This is a genomic window from Kordiimonas sp. SCSIO 12603 (genome assembly GCF_024398035.1).
Lineage (GTDB): Bacteria > Pseudomonadota > Alphaproteobacteria > Sphingomonadales > Kordiimonadaceae > Kordiimonas.
This window is the reverse complement of record NZ_CP073748.1, coordinates 3,225,104-3,239,584: the sequence shown is the minus strand read 5'-3', so window position 1 is coordinate 3,239,584 and position 14,481 is coordinate 3,225,104. Positions and strand designations below refer to the sequence as shown.

The following is a 14,481-nucleotide window of genomic DNA, read 5'->3' as shown; positions in this document are numbered from 1 at the left end:
ATTAAAATCCTTTAAGTGGGAGGTGGTCAGGTCGTCTGAGCCAGTTATCTGCCGGGTAATTAGCAGCACCATCAATTACATGTAGTGTGAAGGCGTGCCGGGATTTATCTGAACGGTTGGCGCATGACATATGCGGGAACAAACCTCCGAAAACCAGTACTGTGCCTTTAGGTGCTGCAAGCGGTACCTTTTTCTCTTCTTCAAATGGTGTGTCATCGAGTGTCTCTGTTACCGTGCCGTCACCATCAAGGTCGCGGCGCATCACCATTTTTAGACCACTTGTTTTATGACCACCTGGAATGCCGAACAGACAGCCATTTTCTTCTGTTGCATCTTCAAGCGCAACCCAAATGCCCATACAGGTTTCTGGTTCGGTGCGCAGGTATGTTGCATCCTGGTGGCAGATAACTTCGCCACCAATATGGGGTTGCTTGAAGATATACATAGTCTGCAGAAGGAGTGGGTTTTTATGCCCTAGACCTTTGGTGATTTGCTCAAAAGCTTTCCTTCTGGAGAACGTATCAAACGTATCATCCAGATCGTGCATGGCATGCCCAACCTTATTAATAGCGAGAGGTAATGGTTTTGTTAGCTTACCATCTTCACCGAACGCCTCCTCTTCAAAAAAGAAACGCGTCTCATGGCCAGATTCGATAAAATAATCATCTTGGTCATGGGTTTTATTCTTAGAAGAAAAAACAGATGTATGGGCTTCAACATCGAAGCCATCGATCATTTCTTCCATACGCTTTTTAAGAAGGTCGCAGTCTTCACCGCTGATAAGGTTATCAAGTACCAGAACGCCATCGCGTTCATAAGCTTCCTGCATTTGTGGTGTAATACCGGAAAACTCACGTGCCTCAAAACGAGGTATCATTTTAAGCTCCTATGTGGCTTTGGCCCGCCGATTAGACACCTGTCTCACGGAGATTAATTTAGGCCATCACCGCAGGCGAGAGACAATCATATGCAACTATATGCCGTCAAGCCTTGCGTGGGTGTTTTTCCTCCTGTAGGGCTAATGGTGAACTTGCTCTTGGAGGAAAAGCCTGTGGACCTTATTGGTTTGATTGCCCTTGGCGGCATAGCACTTCTTATTTTGTTGGTCATATTTCTTTTCAAACAGATTGGTGATTTGAAAAGCCAAGTAGCCGCTGATGATGAACAAGCGCTATTGCACCAGATTGGCGCGCGGGTGACAGATGTGGCCCAGCAGGCGTTGCAGCGCGAGACTGCAATGCGGGATGAGTTCAGAGCAAACCGGGAAGAAACAGCAAAATCTGTGGGTGCACTTGGGGAAACAGTGCGTAAGATTGGGGTTGATCAAACCGCCGAGCAGAACAAGTTTAGAGATGAAATTGGTGAAGCGCTTAAATACCTGAATGAAACAGTACGTAAGCTTGGAGCTGACCAATCAAATCAACAGCAGCAGTTCCGCGATAAGCTTGATGAAAAAATGAAAGAGCTTCGGGACGAAAACAGCCAAAAATTGGATGAAATGCGGAAGACCGTGGATGAGAAACTACAGTCCACATTAGAAAAGCGTTTATCGGAAAGTTTTAAAACTGTGTCTGAGCGTTTGGAGGCTGTGCAAAAGGGCCTTGGTGAGATGCAAAACCTTGCATCTGGAGTAGGGGACCTGAAGCGGGTTCTTACTAACGTGAAATCTCGCGGTACCTTTGGTGAAGTGCAGCTTGAGCTGTTGATCGATGATTTTCTTACAGCTGATCAGTATATCGCAAACTATGATTGTGGGCATAAGGCAGGCACAAAACGTGTGGAGTTTGGTATCCGCATGCCGGGTGGTGAAGAACGCTATTTGCCAGTTGATGCAAAGTTCCCGACAGAAGATTATGAACGCCTGCTGCTTGCGGTAGAGGCTGGCGATAAAGAAGCGATGAGTACAGCGAGCGATGCACTTGTGCGCCGGATCAAAAGTTTTGCTAAAGATATCTCACAGAAATATATCAATCCGCCTCATACAACATCGGAGGCGCTTCTTTTCGTGCCAACAGAGGGGCTTTATGCTGAGGTGCTACGTACGCCAGGGCTGATTGAAAGCCTGCAGCGCGATTTCTCAGTGACAGTAACTGGGCCTACGAATTTTCAAGTTCTCTTGAGTACTTTCCGGATGGGATACCAGCAGGCTGTTATGCAAGAACAAGCCGCAGAGGTTTGGAAAGTACTTGGTGCAGTGAAGAAAGAATTTACCCGTTATGGTGAACAGATCACTGCAATGAGCAAGAATGTTGGCGCTATGGAAAAGCATATCGAAAAGCTTGAGACACGTAAGAACATGATGATGCGTGCACTTAAAACTGTGGAAGAGATTGACGAAGAAGCAGCGGATAAATTGATAGAAGGCTAGGGGTAAGCCTCTAAAGTAGTTTGATCAATGTCAATGCGGGTATTCTTCAGGAGGGTATGTTTATAGCTGCACGAATTGGAGGTAGTTATGAGTCATATACCATCGGATATTGTAGAGGAGTGTTTTGGAGCACAGCATAAGCTGGAAGAGCTTGCTTCTACGAACCATGAAATTACACGTTTGCTTAAAGCATATGAAACTATCGGCGAAACGCTGGAGCATCCTGAATGTTTGTTTTCTAGTGTCGATCTGAAACGGGAACGCGTTTGGTTACGTAATCGAATTTGTCAGATAGTAGAAGTTGCATAGTAGTGAGGGAAGTTTAGGATTCCCTTTTTTGTATAGAACATACAATTTTTTGATGATTATCAATTGCTGCCTCTGTTTGCTGTGAAAAGCTGATTTCAGCAAGCAAGGAGAACAGTATATGAGCCATACACCACACGAGTTGAGAGAAGAGTTCCCAGAGTTGGTTGACCGTATTCATGAGCTGAAAGTGTCGGATGCTCATTTTCACCGTATCTCAGAAGAATATCACACCATTAACCGCCAAATCCACCGAGCCGAGATTGGGGAGGACCATCTTTCAAGCCTTGATGAGGAGGATTTAAGAAAGCGCAGGATGTTGCTCAAGGATGAGATATACGGCCTGCTTAAAGGTGATTGAAGATTGGGGCTCACAGCGATGTGGGCCCTTTCTTTTTCAGAATTATTTCATCGTTTGCGGTAAAGCGTGCAGAAAATGAGATGGGTGCTATTGAACCTTTTGATAAACTTACCTAAATTAAGGGTGTAGCGAGAACGATAGTTCACTGAAAAAAATAGAACTACGCAAGCTACACGACAGCAAAGCAATAAAGTTAAGAATGCCCATAAGGGCGCTAACGAGGATAGAAAAATGTTTACAAGCATCTTGCAAAAAACTGGCCAGCGCCAGGCTCCCCTAAACAGCGATGTTTTCAGGCCAATTGCATCTACACGTGTAGGCCGCCGTATGCGTCGCGCTCAGCGTGCTAACGGGGGTAATCTCCTGGCGGCATAAAGAATTTGGCCGTTGGATTACTTGCTCCTTTGTTCCCTGAAAGAACTTAATCCTTCGGCTAGGCCGGCCCGGTGATGTTTAAATAATACCCCTGAACATTAGCCCTAAGACAGCACGCGGTCCGGCCAAATACTCTTTTAGTATAGAGTTGTAGAGCTTTTCCCAGAAGCTCTGTTTTTCCCAAACTAACTACCCTAACCCTAGCGTCTCGTTCTCCCAAGCGAGGCGCTTTTTTATTGCGCTGACCGCTCTTCCGGCTAAGAAGGATAGAGTGAAAAGAGGTTGGTATGGATATTTTTAAGGCGGCAGGCGTTGATCTGAAAAAAGGCCCTGATTGGTCTTCGGAAGAAACCATGCTGAAAGAACATTCTGGGTATGTATGTGGTGTTGACGAGGTAGGGCGCGGACCACTCGCGGGCCCTGTTGTTGCTGCGGCGGTGATACTGGATGCTGAAAATATCCCTAAGGGTTTGAATGATAGTAAAAAACTCTCAGAGAAAAAAAGAGAAGCGCTGTTTGATTCGATCTACGAGCGGGCTATCGCTGTGTCTGTTGCGGAAGCCACAGTAGAAGAAGTTGACGAGATTAACATCCTTCAGGCCAGCCTTCTTGCCATGCGTAGAGCGGTAGAAGGGCTTGAAGTTAGTGCAGGGTCAGCTCTGGTCGACGGCAATAAAGATCCGGGGCTTAACATGCCGACAAATACACTCGTTAAAGGAGATGGTCGCTCACTGTCGATTGCAGCAGCTAGTATTATCGCGAAAGTTTTTCGTGATCGGATGATGAAAAAACTGGCGGAAAAATATCCTGACTATGGTTGGGAGCAAAACGCAGGATATGGTGTGCCCAAACATATGGCGGCACTAAAGCTTGTGGGTGTTACACCATTTCACCGTAAATCTTTTGCGCCGATTCGAGTGATATTGGAACAAAAAAACTCTCCAAATCATTGAATCCATTAAAAGAATCGCTTGACCTCGAGTCGTTTTCGACTCATGATTACCGTCACATTTGTCGGAATTTTCGGATAATTGACCCAAAAAATTGGGCGCCATTTCCGACGGAATGGGACGGAGAAAAAGAAATGGTTAAAGAAAAGAACGCCACACGTGTGTGTGGTGGCCTTGATACCTTGCCGCTTAACAAAATCGTGCAAGGTGATTGTATCGACGCAATGAATGCGTTGCCTGAAAAGTCTGTAGACGTAATTTTTGCAGATCCCCCATACAATATGCAGCTTAAAGACACGCTATCTCGCCCTGATAACAGCAAGGTAGATGGTGTTCATGATGCTTGGGATAAGTTCTCAAGTTTTCAGGCATATGATGATTTTACAAATCGCTGGATGAAAGCGGCGCGTCGTGTGCTTAAAGATACGGGCACGATCTGGGTGATTGGCAGTTATCACAATATCTTCCGCGTAGGTAGCGCGCTCCAGAATCTTGATTTCTGGGTACTTAACGATGTGATTTGGCGTAAATCTAACCCTATGCCGAACTTCCGTGGTACACGCTTCACTAACGCGCATGAAACACTTATCTGGGCTGCAAAGTCAGCGGATAAAGGTGGTTATACATTTAACTATAACGCCATGAAAGCTATGAACGACGATACGCAAATGCGGTCTGATTGGACTATCCCGATTTGTTCAGGCAAAGAGCGGTTGAAATCAGGCGATAAGAAAGCTCATGCGACACAGAAGCCGGAAGCACTGCTTTACCGTGTTCTTATGTCATCGACCAAGAAAGGCGATGTGGTTCTTGATCCATTCTTTGGTACAGGTACAACAGGCGCTGTAGCGAAAAAGCTTGGCCGTAACTTTATTGGTATCGAGCGCGAAACAGATTATATCAAAGTTGCTCAGAAGCGTATCAATGCTGTGACAGAGCTTGATGATGAAAGCCTTGGTTACACTGAAAGCAAGCGCGCCGCGCCGCGCGTTGCATTTGGCTCTATTGTTGAACGCGGTCTTATTGAACCAGGTACTGTTCTTTATGATAGCAAGCGTAAATTCAAAGCAAAGGTGCGTACAGACGGCACGTTGGTTTCTGATGCGGACAAGGGGTCTATCCACCAAATTGGCGCTCGAGTGCAAGGTGCACCAGCTTGTAATGGCTGGACATTCTGGCATGTAGAAAATAAGGGGGAGCTAACATCCATTGATGTGTTCCGCCAGCAGGTTCGTGCTGAAATGCATTAAAATTCCAATACATTGAATATCTTAAGCGCTCCTTATAGGGGCGCTTTTTTTATGCCTGAAATATACCCGTGATGGGCGTCACAAATAAACTATAGGAATAGTGATACATTACCTATGCGATAATATTGTCGTGTTAGGAAAAGGGGTTGATATCATGGCGAAATTTCTGTCGAGCGTTCTGAGCGCAGGTGCCATAAGCGCGCTGTTAATAGCGTGTGTGCCAACGGATGATGGTGTGCAAGCTGTTGAAGGGGAAACATATTTCCCGCAAAATGTGGATAAATCACAATGTTCTGTAGATCAGCAGACATTTAATGGTTGGTTCGGTGGGAAACAGCCTACAACGCCTGGTGCGCCAGCGAACGCGGCGGATAGCGTGGATTTTCCGATAGATAATAGTATCTGTGATTTTTATAAATGGTCTGCACAGATGTTCCTTTGGCTCACTTCCCCAGAGGGAGAAAACTATGTTTTCGATTCTGTTGAGTTCTTTGACGTGTCACCCGAGATGCAACAGGGTGGTCAAACCGTTCGTAAACTTATTCCAAATACACCGGGTACTGAAGGTGGTGCCTATGCCGTTCGTTCTACAAAAATGGATGAAGTGATCGGCGAAACCGGCCAAGCTGGTGGTGGCGGTGTGCTAATTTCGCAGAACGGGTCCATCGTATATTATGGTATTCATGTGAATGATGTTTATGCCTATTATTTAACGGGCGTTAAATCGGGCAGTATTACATTCCATGATTTCCCGAATACGCCTGATCAGCTGAAAGCGGTGGTAGATTTCGCGAAAAGTCAGGGCACAACTCTTTCTGATGCTGATGCGCTTACGATGGAATTGAAAACATCGTGGGTTGACGTTACAACCGTCTCTAATCCTAAGGATTATCTGGTCATCAATGCCGAGGTGCCAAGATATGAGCGCCGAGGTAATAAGGTTTGGCCTGTGGCAGGAACAGAGCCAAAGCAGCTTGCCCTTGTCGGTATGCATATTGTTGGTACGGTACAAGATCACCCTGAAATGGTTTGGGCTACTTACGAACATATCAGTAATGCCCCTGATGCGGCGTTTTCCTATAACAATAACACTGGGGGAACGACTAATCTGCCGACACAGAACTCTACTGGTTGGGAATTTTCTGGCAAAACAGATAGAGGCATTCAGTGGAATGCTGAAACTGCGAGAGTGTATTCAGGACCAAGTGATAAATTACCAGTATGTAAACAGCAAACTTGTAATCCAGGTGATATAGTTGCCTACATGGATGGTGTTATTTCCCCGAGCCTTACGGTGCGTATGAATCCTTGGGGAAGTGCAACAAGTGATGCTGGTAAAAAGTATATTCAGGATCCAGACAATAATGCACAGATCATTTCGGTAAATAACGATGTGATGAGCATGTTGCCTTCAGGTGATACCCGTAAAAATTATTTCCTCGTTGGCGCCGTTTGGACCCAGCACGGTAATATTCCTACCTACAATTCTGGGGATAATGGTAAATTTACACAGAAGGGTTCGCTCGGTTTGGCGAATGCTACAATGGAAACTTACCATCAGGTATTTGCATCAAGCCCACAACAGGCGGATGCGGGATGTTTTATGTGTCATAGTATCAGTGTGAACCAGGCTGCGGCAAAGCAGGGAGTTGAGGTTAGTCATATCTTTGATGATATATTGCCTCTGCCAGTTAAGTAGCTGCTAAATCTGCTATTTTTTTAAAAACGGTTGGCAGGCCTATGTCTGCCAACTGGTCTATCGGATGCCAAAATCCATCTTCCACGTTATATTTTTCATGGGCTTTGGCTTTTAGCAGCCTTGTTTCCAAGTGGAAGTGCGTAAACGTGTGTTTGGCAATCTCTTCAAAGGGTTTCCAATAATCTTCGGACGGCCTATGCTGTAGCCATTCTTCCTTCTTTGGGAAGTCTGAGCGTTCTTCCCATGTTGTAGAATAAAAACCAGGCATGCCGCCTAAAAGGCCACTGTCTGGCCGGCGCTGCAATAGTACGTGGCCATCATGCTCCAGCCAGAAAGAATAGGCTCGTCTCGTTGGTTTTACCTTCTTTGGTGCCTTGCGAGGATACGTTTCCATGTCACCGTGTTTTTGAGCCTCACATAGTGATGAGATAGGACAAAGAAGGCAGCTTGGTTTTTTTGGGCTACAGTGGCTAGCCCCCAAATCCATCATCGCCTGAGCAAAATCACCTGGGCGTTTTGCGGGTGTTACTTCTGCTACATGTTCTTTGATTATCTTCCGTGCTTTAGGGATTTGTTCCTGAATACGGAACACGCGAGTGATGATACGCTCTATGTTACCGTCAACTACGGCCGCGGGTTCACCAAATGCGATAGAGGCTATTGCAGCGGCAGTGTAATCGCCCACACCCGGAAGTGCTCTGAGGGTAGCTTCTGTTTTGGGGAAAATTCCACCAAACTCTTCTGTAACCACAGTTGCACATTTATGGAGATTACGTGCTCGTGCATAATAGCCAAGGCCGGCCCATTCTTTCAGAATTTCTTCTTGTGGGACCGCGGCCATATCTTGCACGGTAGGCCACCGATCGAGAAATTTTTCAAAATATGCCTTTACCGTTGCAACGGTTGTTTGCTGCAACATAATTTCAGACATCCAGACATGATATGGGGTTGGCGTAATACCTGGTGCTGCTCTCCAAGGGAGGTCGCGGCGGTTACGGTCATACCATTCGAGCATGTTATCGGAAAAACTAGTCATCACATCGCTTTGAAATAGAGCTAATAATACTTGTGCCTATACGGTGCATCAGGTAGCACAGACCATAGTGAGAATGCCGCAAGGGGCAAGTTAAATGGCAATGCCGCCACATAAAAAAACTGCGAAATCAGTAGAAGCTAAGAAAAAGCCATTCAGGCGCTTTAAGGCCTCAAAGGCTTCAAGCTTGGCTTCGGCGTTGGTTACGCCTGCTATTCGCCGTAAGGGTTTCGCTCAGGCGGAGGTGATAACCAAGTGGTCGCAGATTGTTGGCCATGAGCTTGCAGTGGCTACTGTACCGGTAAAGCTTATGTTCCCGCGTGGTGAAAAAATGGGGGCAAAGCTTGTCATTCGGTGCGAATCTGCCTTTGCGCCACTGGTGGTTCATAAAAGTGAACGTATTATCCAGATGGTTAATAGCTTCTTTGGATATGGTGCGGTGGCTAAGGTGGAGGTGAAACAAGGTCCTTTGCCTAAGGTAAAGCGTACAATTCCGCTTGATAAAAAGCCGCTCACTGCTAAACAGAAAGAAAAGCTGGATAACCTTGTTGGTAATAAAGAGCTATCACCGCTTCAGGAAGCTATCAAAAGCCTTGGCGAAACAGTTCTTTCAAACAAGAAGTAAGATTGGGAAACGGTATGGTTAGAAATTTTATTGTTGGTACAGCTATCGCGATTGCTGCAGTGGCATCAGCGGGAGTATTTGCACAGGATAAATCAACACCCATTCCGGTAGCTGAAAATCGTATCGCTGGTGATATTGTGTACGGAAATGCTGATGCCCCAATTGAAGTGATAGAATATGGATCTTTCACTTGCCCGCATTGTGCATCCTTTGAAGCAGAAGTATTGCCGTTTCTGAAGGAAGAGTTGATTTCCACAGGGAAAGTAAAGTTTGTTTTCCGCAACTTCGTTCGGGATAGACTGGATATGGCCGTTGCTCTCGCCACGCGCTGTACGAGTGATTTAGAGCAAGCTAAGCGCCTCAAAACAGCTTTTTTTACGCGTCAACGTGAATGGGTGACAGCTCAAAACCCTCCGATTGCTATTACATCAATCGCGTTAACAGGCGGTGTGCCAACAAGTGAATTAAATGAATGCCAGGCCGATAAAGTAATGATGCAGCGTATTATTGATGACATGAAGGCCGGGCATGAAAAGTATGAAATTAAATCTATTCCTACAATCGTAGTGAATGGGGCAAAAGTTCAATATGCTAACTATGAAGAGCTAAAAGATAAGCTCAAGCTTATGGCTACTGCTCAATAAGCGTTTTAGCGACTAGGGAAAAATGACTCGTATTTCTGCGAGATTCAGGTTACACACAACATGTAGTGGGTGAGGACGTTATGAATAACAAAACATTGCAATCTTGGTTTCGTTCAGCAAGTGTCGCTGTAAGTGTATTAGCTTTAGCTGCGTGCGGCGATAGCGGTGATACAACGTCAGCTAATTCTTCGGCTTCGAGCGCAGAGATTGAAGTTGTGAATTACGGTGAGGGACAAGAGGGTACATGGGGCGATATTGTCTATGGTAACCCGGATGCTCCAATCACCGTGGTGGAATATGCCTCACTTGTATGTGGTTACTGTGCAAATTATGCAAATAACGTGTTTCCTGAGTTCTCTAAAGAATATATTGAAACAGGTCAGATCAAGTTCGTATTTCGTAACTATTTACTTGGCCGTCTTGACATGGTTGCTTCGGCGATTGCCCGTTGTGGTACTGAAGATGAAGCTAAAAAATTAACTAAACTGTTTTTTAACCGTCAAGGGGAATGGCTTCGCTCAGAAAGCCCGGAAAGCGCTTTGGCATCCCTGGCTCGCCGCGCTGTCAATATGAGCCGAGTGAAATTTGACAAGTGTCTTGCTAATTCGGATATGCAGAAAAATTTGGTGCAGATGACAAAAATCGGCAATGAGTCTTATGATGTTACAGGTACGCCTAGTTTTATCGTAAACGGTAAAAAGCTGGATTTCCGGACATTCGAAGAACTTGATGTTGCGATGGAAGAAGCTATTAAATCTGCTTCTTAATCAACTGATTACCTAGTTCCGAGTTTTATAAAATTTATCAAAGCGGTTGGTGCGTAGGGGCGCTTTGCCGCTTTGTCTAATAGAGGGGGAAATGCGCAGGTATGCGTTTTTCACGGTTACGACTATCTGGTTTTAAATCCTTTGTTGATCCAACAGAGCTGCATATCGAACGCGGCCTTACTGGTGTTGTTGGGCCTAACGGATGTGGCAAATCCAATTTACTTGAAGCTATCCGTTGGGTAATGGGTGAAAACCGGGCGAAATCACTTCGTGGTTCAGGTATGGACGATGTGATTTTTGCAGGTACTGACCGAAGGCCTGCACGTAACATGGCTGAGGTGACACTGGTCATTGATAACATCGACCGTAATGCCCCAGCAGAATATAACGATGAAGATACCATTGAGGTAACACGGCGTATTGAGCGTGACAGTGGTTCTGCCTACCGTATTAACGGCAAGGACGTTCGGCAAAAGGATGTACAGCTTCTTTTTGCTGACGCAGCAACCGGTGCGCACTCTCCGGCACTTGTAAGTCAAGGCCGTATCGGCGCAATGATTAACGCTAAACCGCAGGACCGCAGACAGATACTTGAAGAAGCTGCAGGTATCTCTGGCCTTCACACTCGTAGGAAAGAAGCTGAAAGCCGCCTTCGTAGTGCGGAAAGTAACCTCGTTCGTGTGCAAGACGTAGTGCAGGCGATGGAAGGCCAGATCGGTAGCTTAAAACGGCAGGCAAAACAGGCTGTTAGATATCGCTCTGTTTCTGGTGAAATTCGGCAAGCGGAAGCAAGCCTTCTGTTCATAAAGTGGAAGACGGCAGCCGAGGAAGTGATTGAGCTTGAGCGGAAGCAGCGCGAGATTGAGCGAGAGGTTGCCGAAATAACGGCAAAAGCAACTAAGTTCGCTGGAGAGCAAACCGAGACAGAAGAGTTATTACCACCACTTCGAGAAAGGGACGCCGAGGCCGCAGCGAAATTGCAGCGTCTAACCATTGAAAAAGAAAATCTGGAGGCGGAAACAGAGCGCCGTAAGCAGACTGCACTTTCGCTACGTGCTCAGCTAGAGCAGATAGCGTCTGATAGAGAGCGTGAAGCAGAAATTGCTAAAGATGCCAAGTCTGCCCTGGATCGGTTGCTTACCGAAAAAGAACGTCTTGTGACGGCTCAGCAAAAAGAAAAGTCTGCTGAAGTTGAAGCTCGTGAAATGCTGGATGCCGCAGCAAAGGCTGCAACAGTTGCTGAAACGGAGTTTGATAAACTAAGTGAGACAGCGGCACAGGCACGTGCTCAGCGTTCGAGCTTAGAGAGCGATAAGCTTGCTATCAATCGCAGGAAAGATCAGCTTGGGATTGAGGAAAACAGAATTTCTCAGGAAATTACATCAGTAACTGCGGAAGATGAGATTGCGAAGGCACTGAAAGAAGCCGAGCGAGCAATCAAGGAAGCTGAAGAAAGCCTATCAGGCTCAACAAAAGCTTTGCAAGAAGCTGAAGCGGCAACGGTGGCTGCACGAACTGTACGCAATGAGGCTGACACTGCTAAATCTGAATGGCAAGGGCAGGCAAAAGCTTTATCTGGTGAAATTTCCAGCCTTGAGCGTTTATTGAATGCTGACGATAATCAGAATAATCCTGTTGCAGATCAACTCAGTGCTCAAAAAGGGTATGAAGTTGCCGTAGGGGCAGCTCTCGGTGACGCTGTTGAAGCTGGAGTTAATGAGGATGCCAGCCGATATTGGCAAGAGCTTCCCGCAAGTGAGGCCCCGGGATGGCCTAAAGGTGTTGAAGGGTTGAGTAGTTACGTTACGGTTCCGAAAGTACTTCAGAAACGGCTTGCTTATACGGGGCTCATATCTAGCGGAGTTGATATCAATACGGTTATTGCTGATCTAAAGCCTGGGCAAATTGTTGTGGACCAAACTGGTAACTTCTGGAGATGGGATGGTTTTGTCCAAAAAGCAGGAGCCCCAACACAGGCTGCTATTCGGCTCGAACAAAAGAACAGACTGGCTGATTTGTTAAGTAGGCTATCGGAAGTTTCTGTAAACGCTGAAAAAGCTGAATCGGCAGCTACTGCTGCGTTTGAAAGTCACCAAAAAGCAAGAGAGACCGAGCAGGTCAAACGTAATGAACGTCAGCAAGCAGAACGAGCTGTTGCCGATGCTCGCCGTGTACATATGGCCGCGGAACAGGAAGCTAATAAGCGTGCAAGCCGAGTTCGTGTTCTTGAAGATACTCTTGAACGTGTGAAGCGTGAATTTGGTGAAGTAGTAGAGCGTATCAAAGATATTGAAGCGCGTATCGCAGAACTTCCAGAAAATCAGAAACTGGAAGCCGAGCTCTCGGAAAAGCGGGTTCAGGTAGAGCAGGTGCGTACAGCACTAAGCGCTGCCAGAGCAACGCACGACAGTTTGCGCCGCGAAGCTCAGACACGTCAGGACCGACTGAATGCTATTGAAACCGAATCGAGCGCATGGCAACTGCGTGTATCTAGTGCTGATAAACAGGTTCAATCTCTAAATGAAAGAGAAACGTCCGCTAAAGCTCAGTTAGAAGCGGCAGAAGCGAGCCCTGAAGATTTGGAAAATAGGAAGTTGGCACTTCTGGCTAAGCTTGAAGAGGCTGGAGAAGAGCGAAAGAAAACAAGCGATACATTGGCTGTTGCTGAAGCCAAGCTTGCTGAGAAAGTAAGAGCTCTTAAAGAGGTTGAAGGTGATCTGAACCAGCGCAGAGAAAAGCTTATTCGAGCCGAGGCCGCCGTTGAAAACGCTGCTGACCGCCGGAAGGCTATCGCTACTCAAATTGGTGAACGTTTTGAATGTGCTCCTACACATCTTCTTGAAAAAGTAGAAGTCGCATCTAGCGAAAACCTACCGGAAGCAATGGTTCTGGAGAGCAAATTAGAGCAGTTAAAACGTGAACGAGACCGTCTAGGGGCGGTCAATCTACGAGCGGATGAAGAGCTCAACGATATAGTTGAACAGATGGACCATCTGGTGAAAGAGCGTAGCGACCTTGAGGAAGCTATCTCCAGATTAAGGCATGCAATTGCCAACCTGAACCGGGAAGGACGCGAGCGCCTACTTGCTGCTTTTGATGTTGTGAATAACCATTTTGGTGAGCTGTTTAAGACACTATTCGGTGGTGGTGAAGCGCATTTGGAACTTACCGAATCCGATGATCCGCTTAATGCGGGGCTTGAGATTTACGCAAGTCCACCGGGTAAGAAGTTGCAGGCTCTTTCTTTGCTGTCAGGTGGTGAGCAAGCACTTACAGCCCTCTCGCTAATCTTTGCAGTATTCATTACCAATCCGGCACCAATTTGTGTGCTTGATGAGGTGGATGCACCTCTTGATGATGCGAATGTCGAGCGCTTCTGTAATCTACTAGATAGTATGATCAAACGTACGGATACTCGCTTCTTGATCGTAACTCACAACGCAGTGTCTATGTCACGCATGAACAGGCTCTTTGGTGTAACGATGGCGGAAAGAGGAATCTCTACTCTCGTTTCCGTAGACCTTGAAGATGCAGAACAGCTTAAGGAAGCTGTTTAGTTTAAACTATTTTTGAAAATCGTTATTTTTCAATGACTTATCTAGTGTTTATTGGACCTTGACATAGGTGGGGCTAATCCCTATGTTGCAACCGCCTTTGGCATAGCTCTGATTCAGTTTAGAGCAACCCTGGTGTAGACGCACAAAAAGAGGTGATTTGTAGTGGGTAATGACCAAAAAAACCCAAAGCAAAAATCCTTTGAAGAGCGTTTGAACCAAGCCCAAATGAAGGTGAAGGAAGATGAAGGGCCTGATCGCCCCGAAGTTTCTCCTCTAGGAAAAGCCTTTCAGATGGGTACAGAACTGGTTGTTGCGGTCGCTGTTGGTGGCTTTATGGGATACTGGTTCGATAAATGGTTTGGTACTGCACCACTGTTTTTTATTGGGTTGCTAATCTTGGGCTTTGTAACCGGTATTCGGAATGTGATCCGTACCGCGATGCAGATGCAGCAGGAAGCTGAAGAAGAGGAAGGTCAAGGCCGCTAAAAAGCGATATGGAATTTGATCGCTGCGTTTGATTACGCGGCATAAAAAAGAGATTATTGA

14 protein-coding genes are annotated in these 14,481 nt (G+C 46.2%); 12 read left to right on the top strand and 2 right to left on the bottom strand.

Annotation, left to right across the window (positions count from 1 at the left end):
- Position 1: 1 nt before the first annotated feature.
- Positions 2 to 877, bottom strand: a complete 876-nt coding sequence (locus KFE96_RS15175) for a phytanoyl-CoA dioxygenase family protein (protein WP_255833396.1) — start codon at positions 875 to 877, stop codon at positions 2 to 4.
- Positions 878 to 967: 90 nt separating this feature from the next.
- Between KFE96_RS15175 and KFE96_RS15170 the strand changes: the two genes are divergently transcribed.
- The 7 genes from KFE96_RS15170 to KFE96_RS15140 all read left to right on the top strand — a co-directional run bounded on the left by KFE96_RS15170 (position 968) and on the right by KFE96_RS15140 (position 7,309).
- The gene (locus KFE96_RS15170; protein WP_255833395.1) at positions 968 to 2,368 is read left to right on the top strand and encodes a DNA recombination protein RmuC; all 1,401 of its coding nucleotides are present in this window, start codon (positions 968 to 970) and stop codon (positions 2,366 to 2,368) included.
- Positions 2,369 to 2,455: 87 nt separating this feature from the next.
- Positions 2,456 to 2,677 (top strand): hypothetical protein, encoded by a 222-nt coding sequence (locus tag KFE96_RS15165; protein WP_255833394.1) that lies wholly within the window; start codon positions 2,456 to 2,458, stop codon positions 2,675 to 2,677.
- Between the two features lie 118 nt (positions 2,678 to 2,795).
- Positions 2,796 to 3,035 carry a YdcH family protein gene (locus tag KFE96_RS15160; protein WP_255833393.1) on the top strand — a complete coding sequence of 80 codons (240 nt, stop codon included), beginning with the start codon at positions 2,796 to 2,798 and terminating at the stop codon, positions 3,033 to 3,035.
- A gap of 231 nt (positions 3,036 to 3,266) precedes the next feature.
- A complete protein-coding gene (locus KFE96_RS15155; RefSeq protein ID WP_247016576.1) occupies positions 3,267 to 3,410 on the top strand; it encodes a hypothetical protein in 144 nt (47 codons plus the stop codon).
- A gap of 287 nt (positions 3,411 to 3,697) precedes the next feature.
- On the top strand, positions 3,698 to 4,363 hold the full coding sequence (locus KFE96_RS15150) for a ribonuclease HII (protein WP_255833392.1): 666 nt from the start codon (positions 3,698 to 3,700) through the stop codon (positions 4,361 to 4,363).
- A gap of 131 nt (positions 4,364 to 4,494) precedes the next feature.
- A complete protein-coding gene (locus KFE96_RS15145; RefSeq protein ID WP_304665233.1) occupies positions 4,495 to 5,610 on the top strand; it encodes a site-specific DNA-methyltransferase in 1,116 nt (371 codons plus the stop codon).
- Positions 5,611 to 5,764: 154 nt separating this feature from the next.
- Complete coding sequence (locus KFE96_RS15140) at positions 5,765 to 7,309, top strand: hypothetical protein (protein ID WP_255833391.1); 1,545 nt, start codon at positions 5,765 to 5,767, stop codon at positions 7,307 to 7,309.
- On the opposite strand, the gene mutY is transcribed toward KFE96_RS15140, so the two are convergent.
- Complete coding sequence (mutY, locus tag KFE96_RS15135; RefSeq protein ID WP_255833390.1) at positions 7,302 to 8,345, bottom strand: A/G-specific adenine glycosylase; 1,044 nt, start codon at positions 8,343 to 8,345, stop codon at positions 7,302 to 7,304. The two genes, KFE96_RS15140 and mutY, sit on opposite strands and share 8 nt — an antisense overlap.
- Positions 8,346 to 8,439: 94 nt before the next feature.
- Here mutY and KFE96_RS15130 point away from each other — a divergent pair, with 94 nt between their 5' ends.
- From KFE96_RS15130 to KFE96_RS15110, 5 genes are all read left to right on the top strand, one after another.
- Positions 8,440 to 8,967, top strand: coding sequence for a DUF721 domain-containing protein (locus KFE96_RS15130; protein WP_255833389.1), 528 nt, complete (start codon positions 8,440 to 8,442; stop codon positions 8,965 to 8,967).
- Between the two features lie 14 nt (positions 8,968 to 8,981).
- Positions 8,982 to 9,611 (top strand): thioredoxin domain-containing protein, encoded by a 630-nt coding sequence (locus KFE96_RS15125; protein ID WP_255833388.1) that lies wholly within the window; start codon positions 8,982 to 8,984, stop codon positions 9,609 to 9,611.
- Positions 9,612 to 9,691: 80 nt separating this feature from the next.
- Positions 9,692 to 10,378 carry a thioredoxin domain-containing protein gene (locus KFE96_RS15120; RefSeq protein ID WP_255833387.1) on the top strand — a complete coding sequence of 229 codons (687 nt, stop codon included), beginning with the start codon at positions 9,692 to 9,694 and terminating at the stop codon, positions 10,376 to 10,378.
- Positions 10,379 to 10,479: 101 nt separating this feature from the next.
- Positions 10,480 to 13,935, top strand: coding sequence for a chromosome segregation protein SMC (smc, locus tag KFE96_RS15115; protein ID WP_255833386.1), 3,456 nt, complete (start codon positions 10,480 to 10,482; stop codon positions 13,933 to 13,935).
- 162 nt (positions 13,936 to 14,097) lie between these two features.
- Positions 14,098 to 14,421 (top strand): AtpZ/AtpI family protein, encoded by a 324-nt coding sequence (locus KFE96_RS15110; RefSeq protein WP_255833385.1) that lies wholly within the window; start codon positions 14,098 to 14,100, stop codon positions 14,419 to 14,421.
- The last annotated feature ends 60 nt before the right edge of the window (positions 14,422 to 14,481 follow it).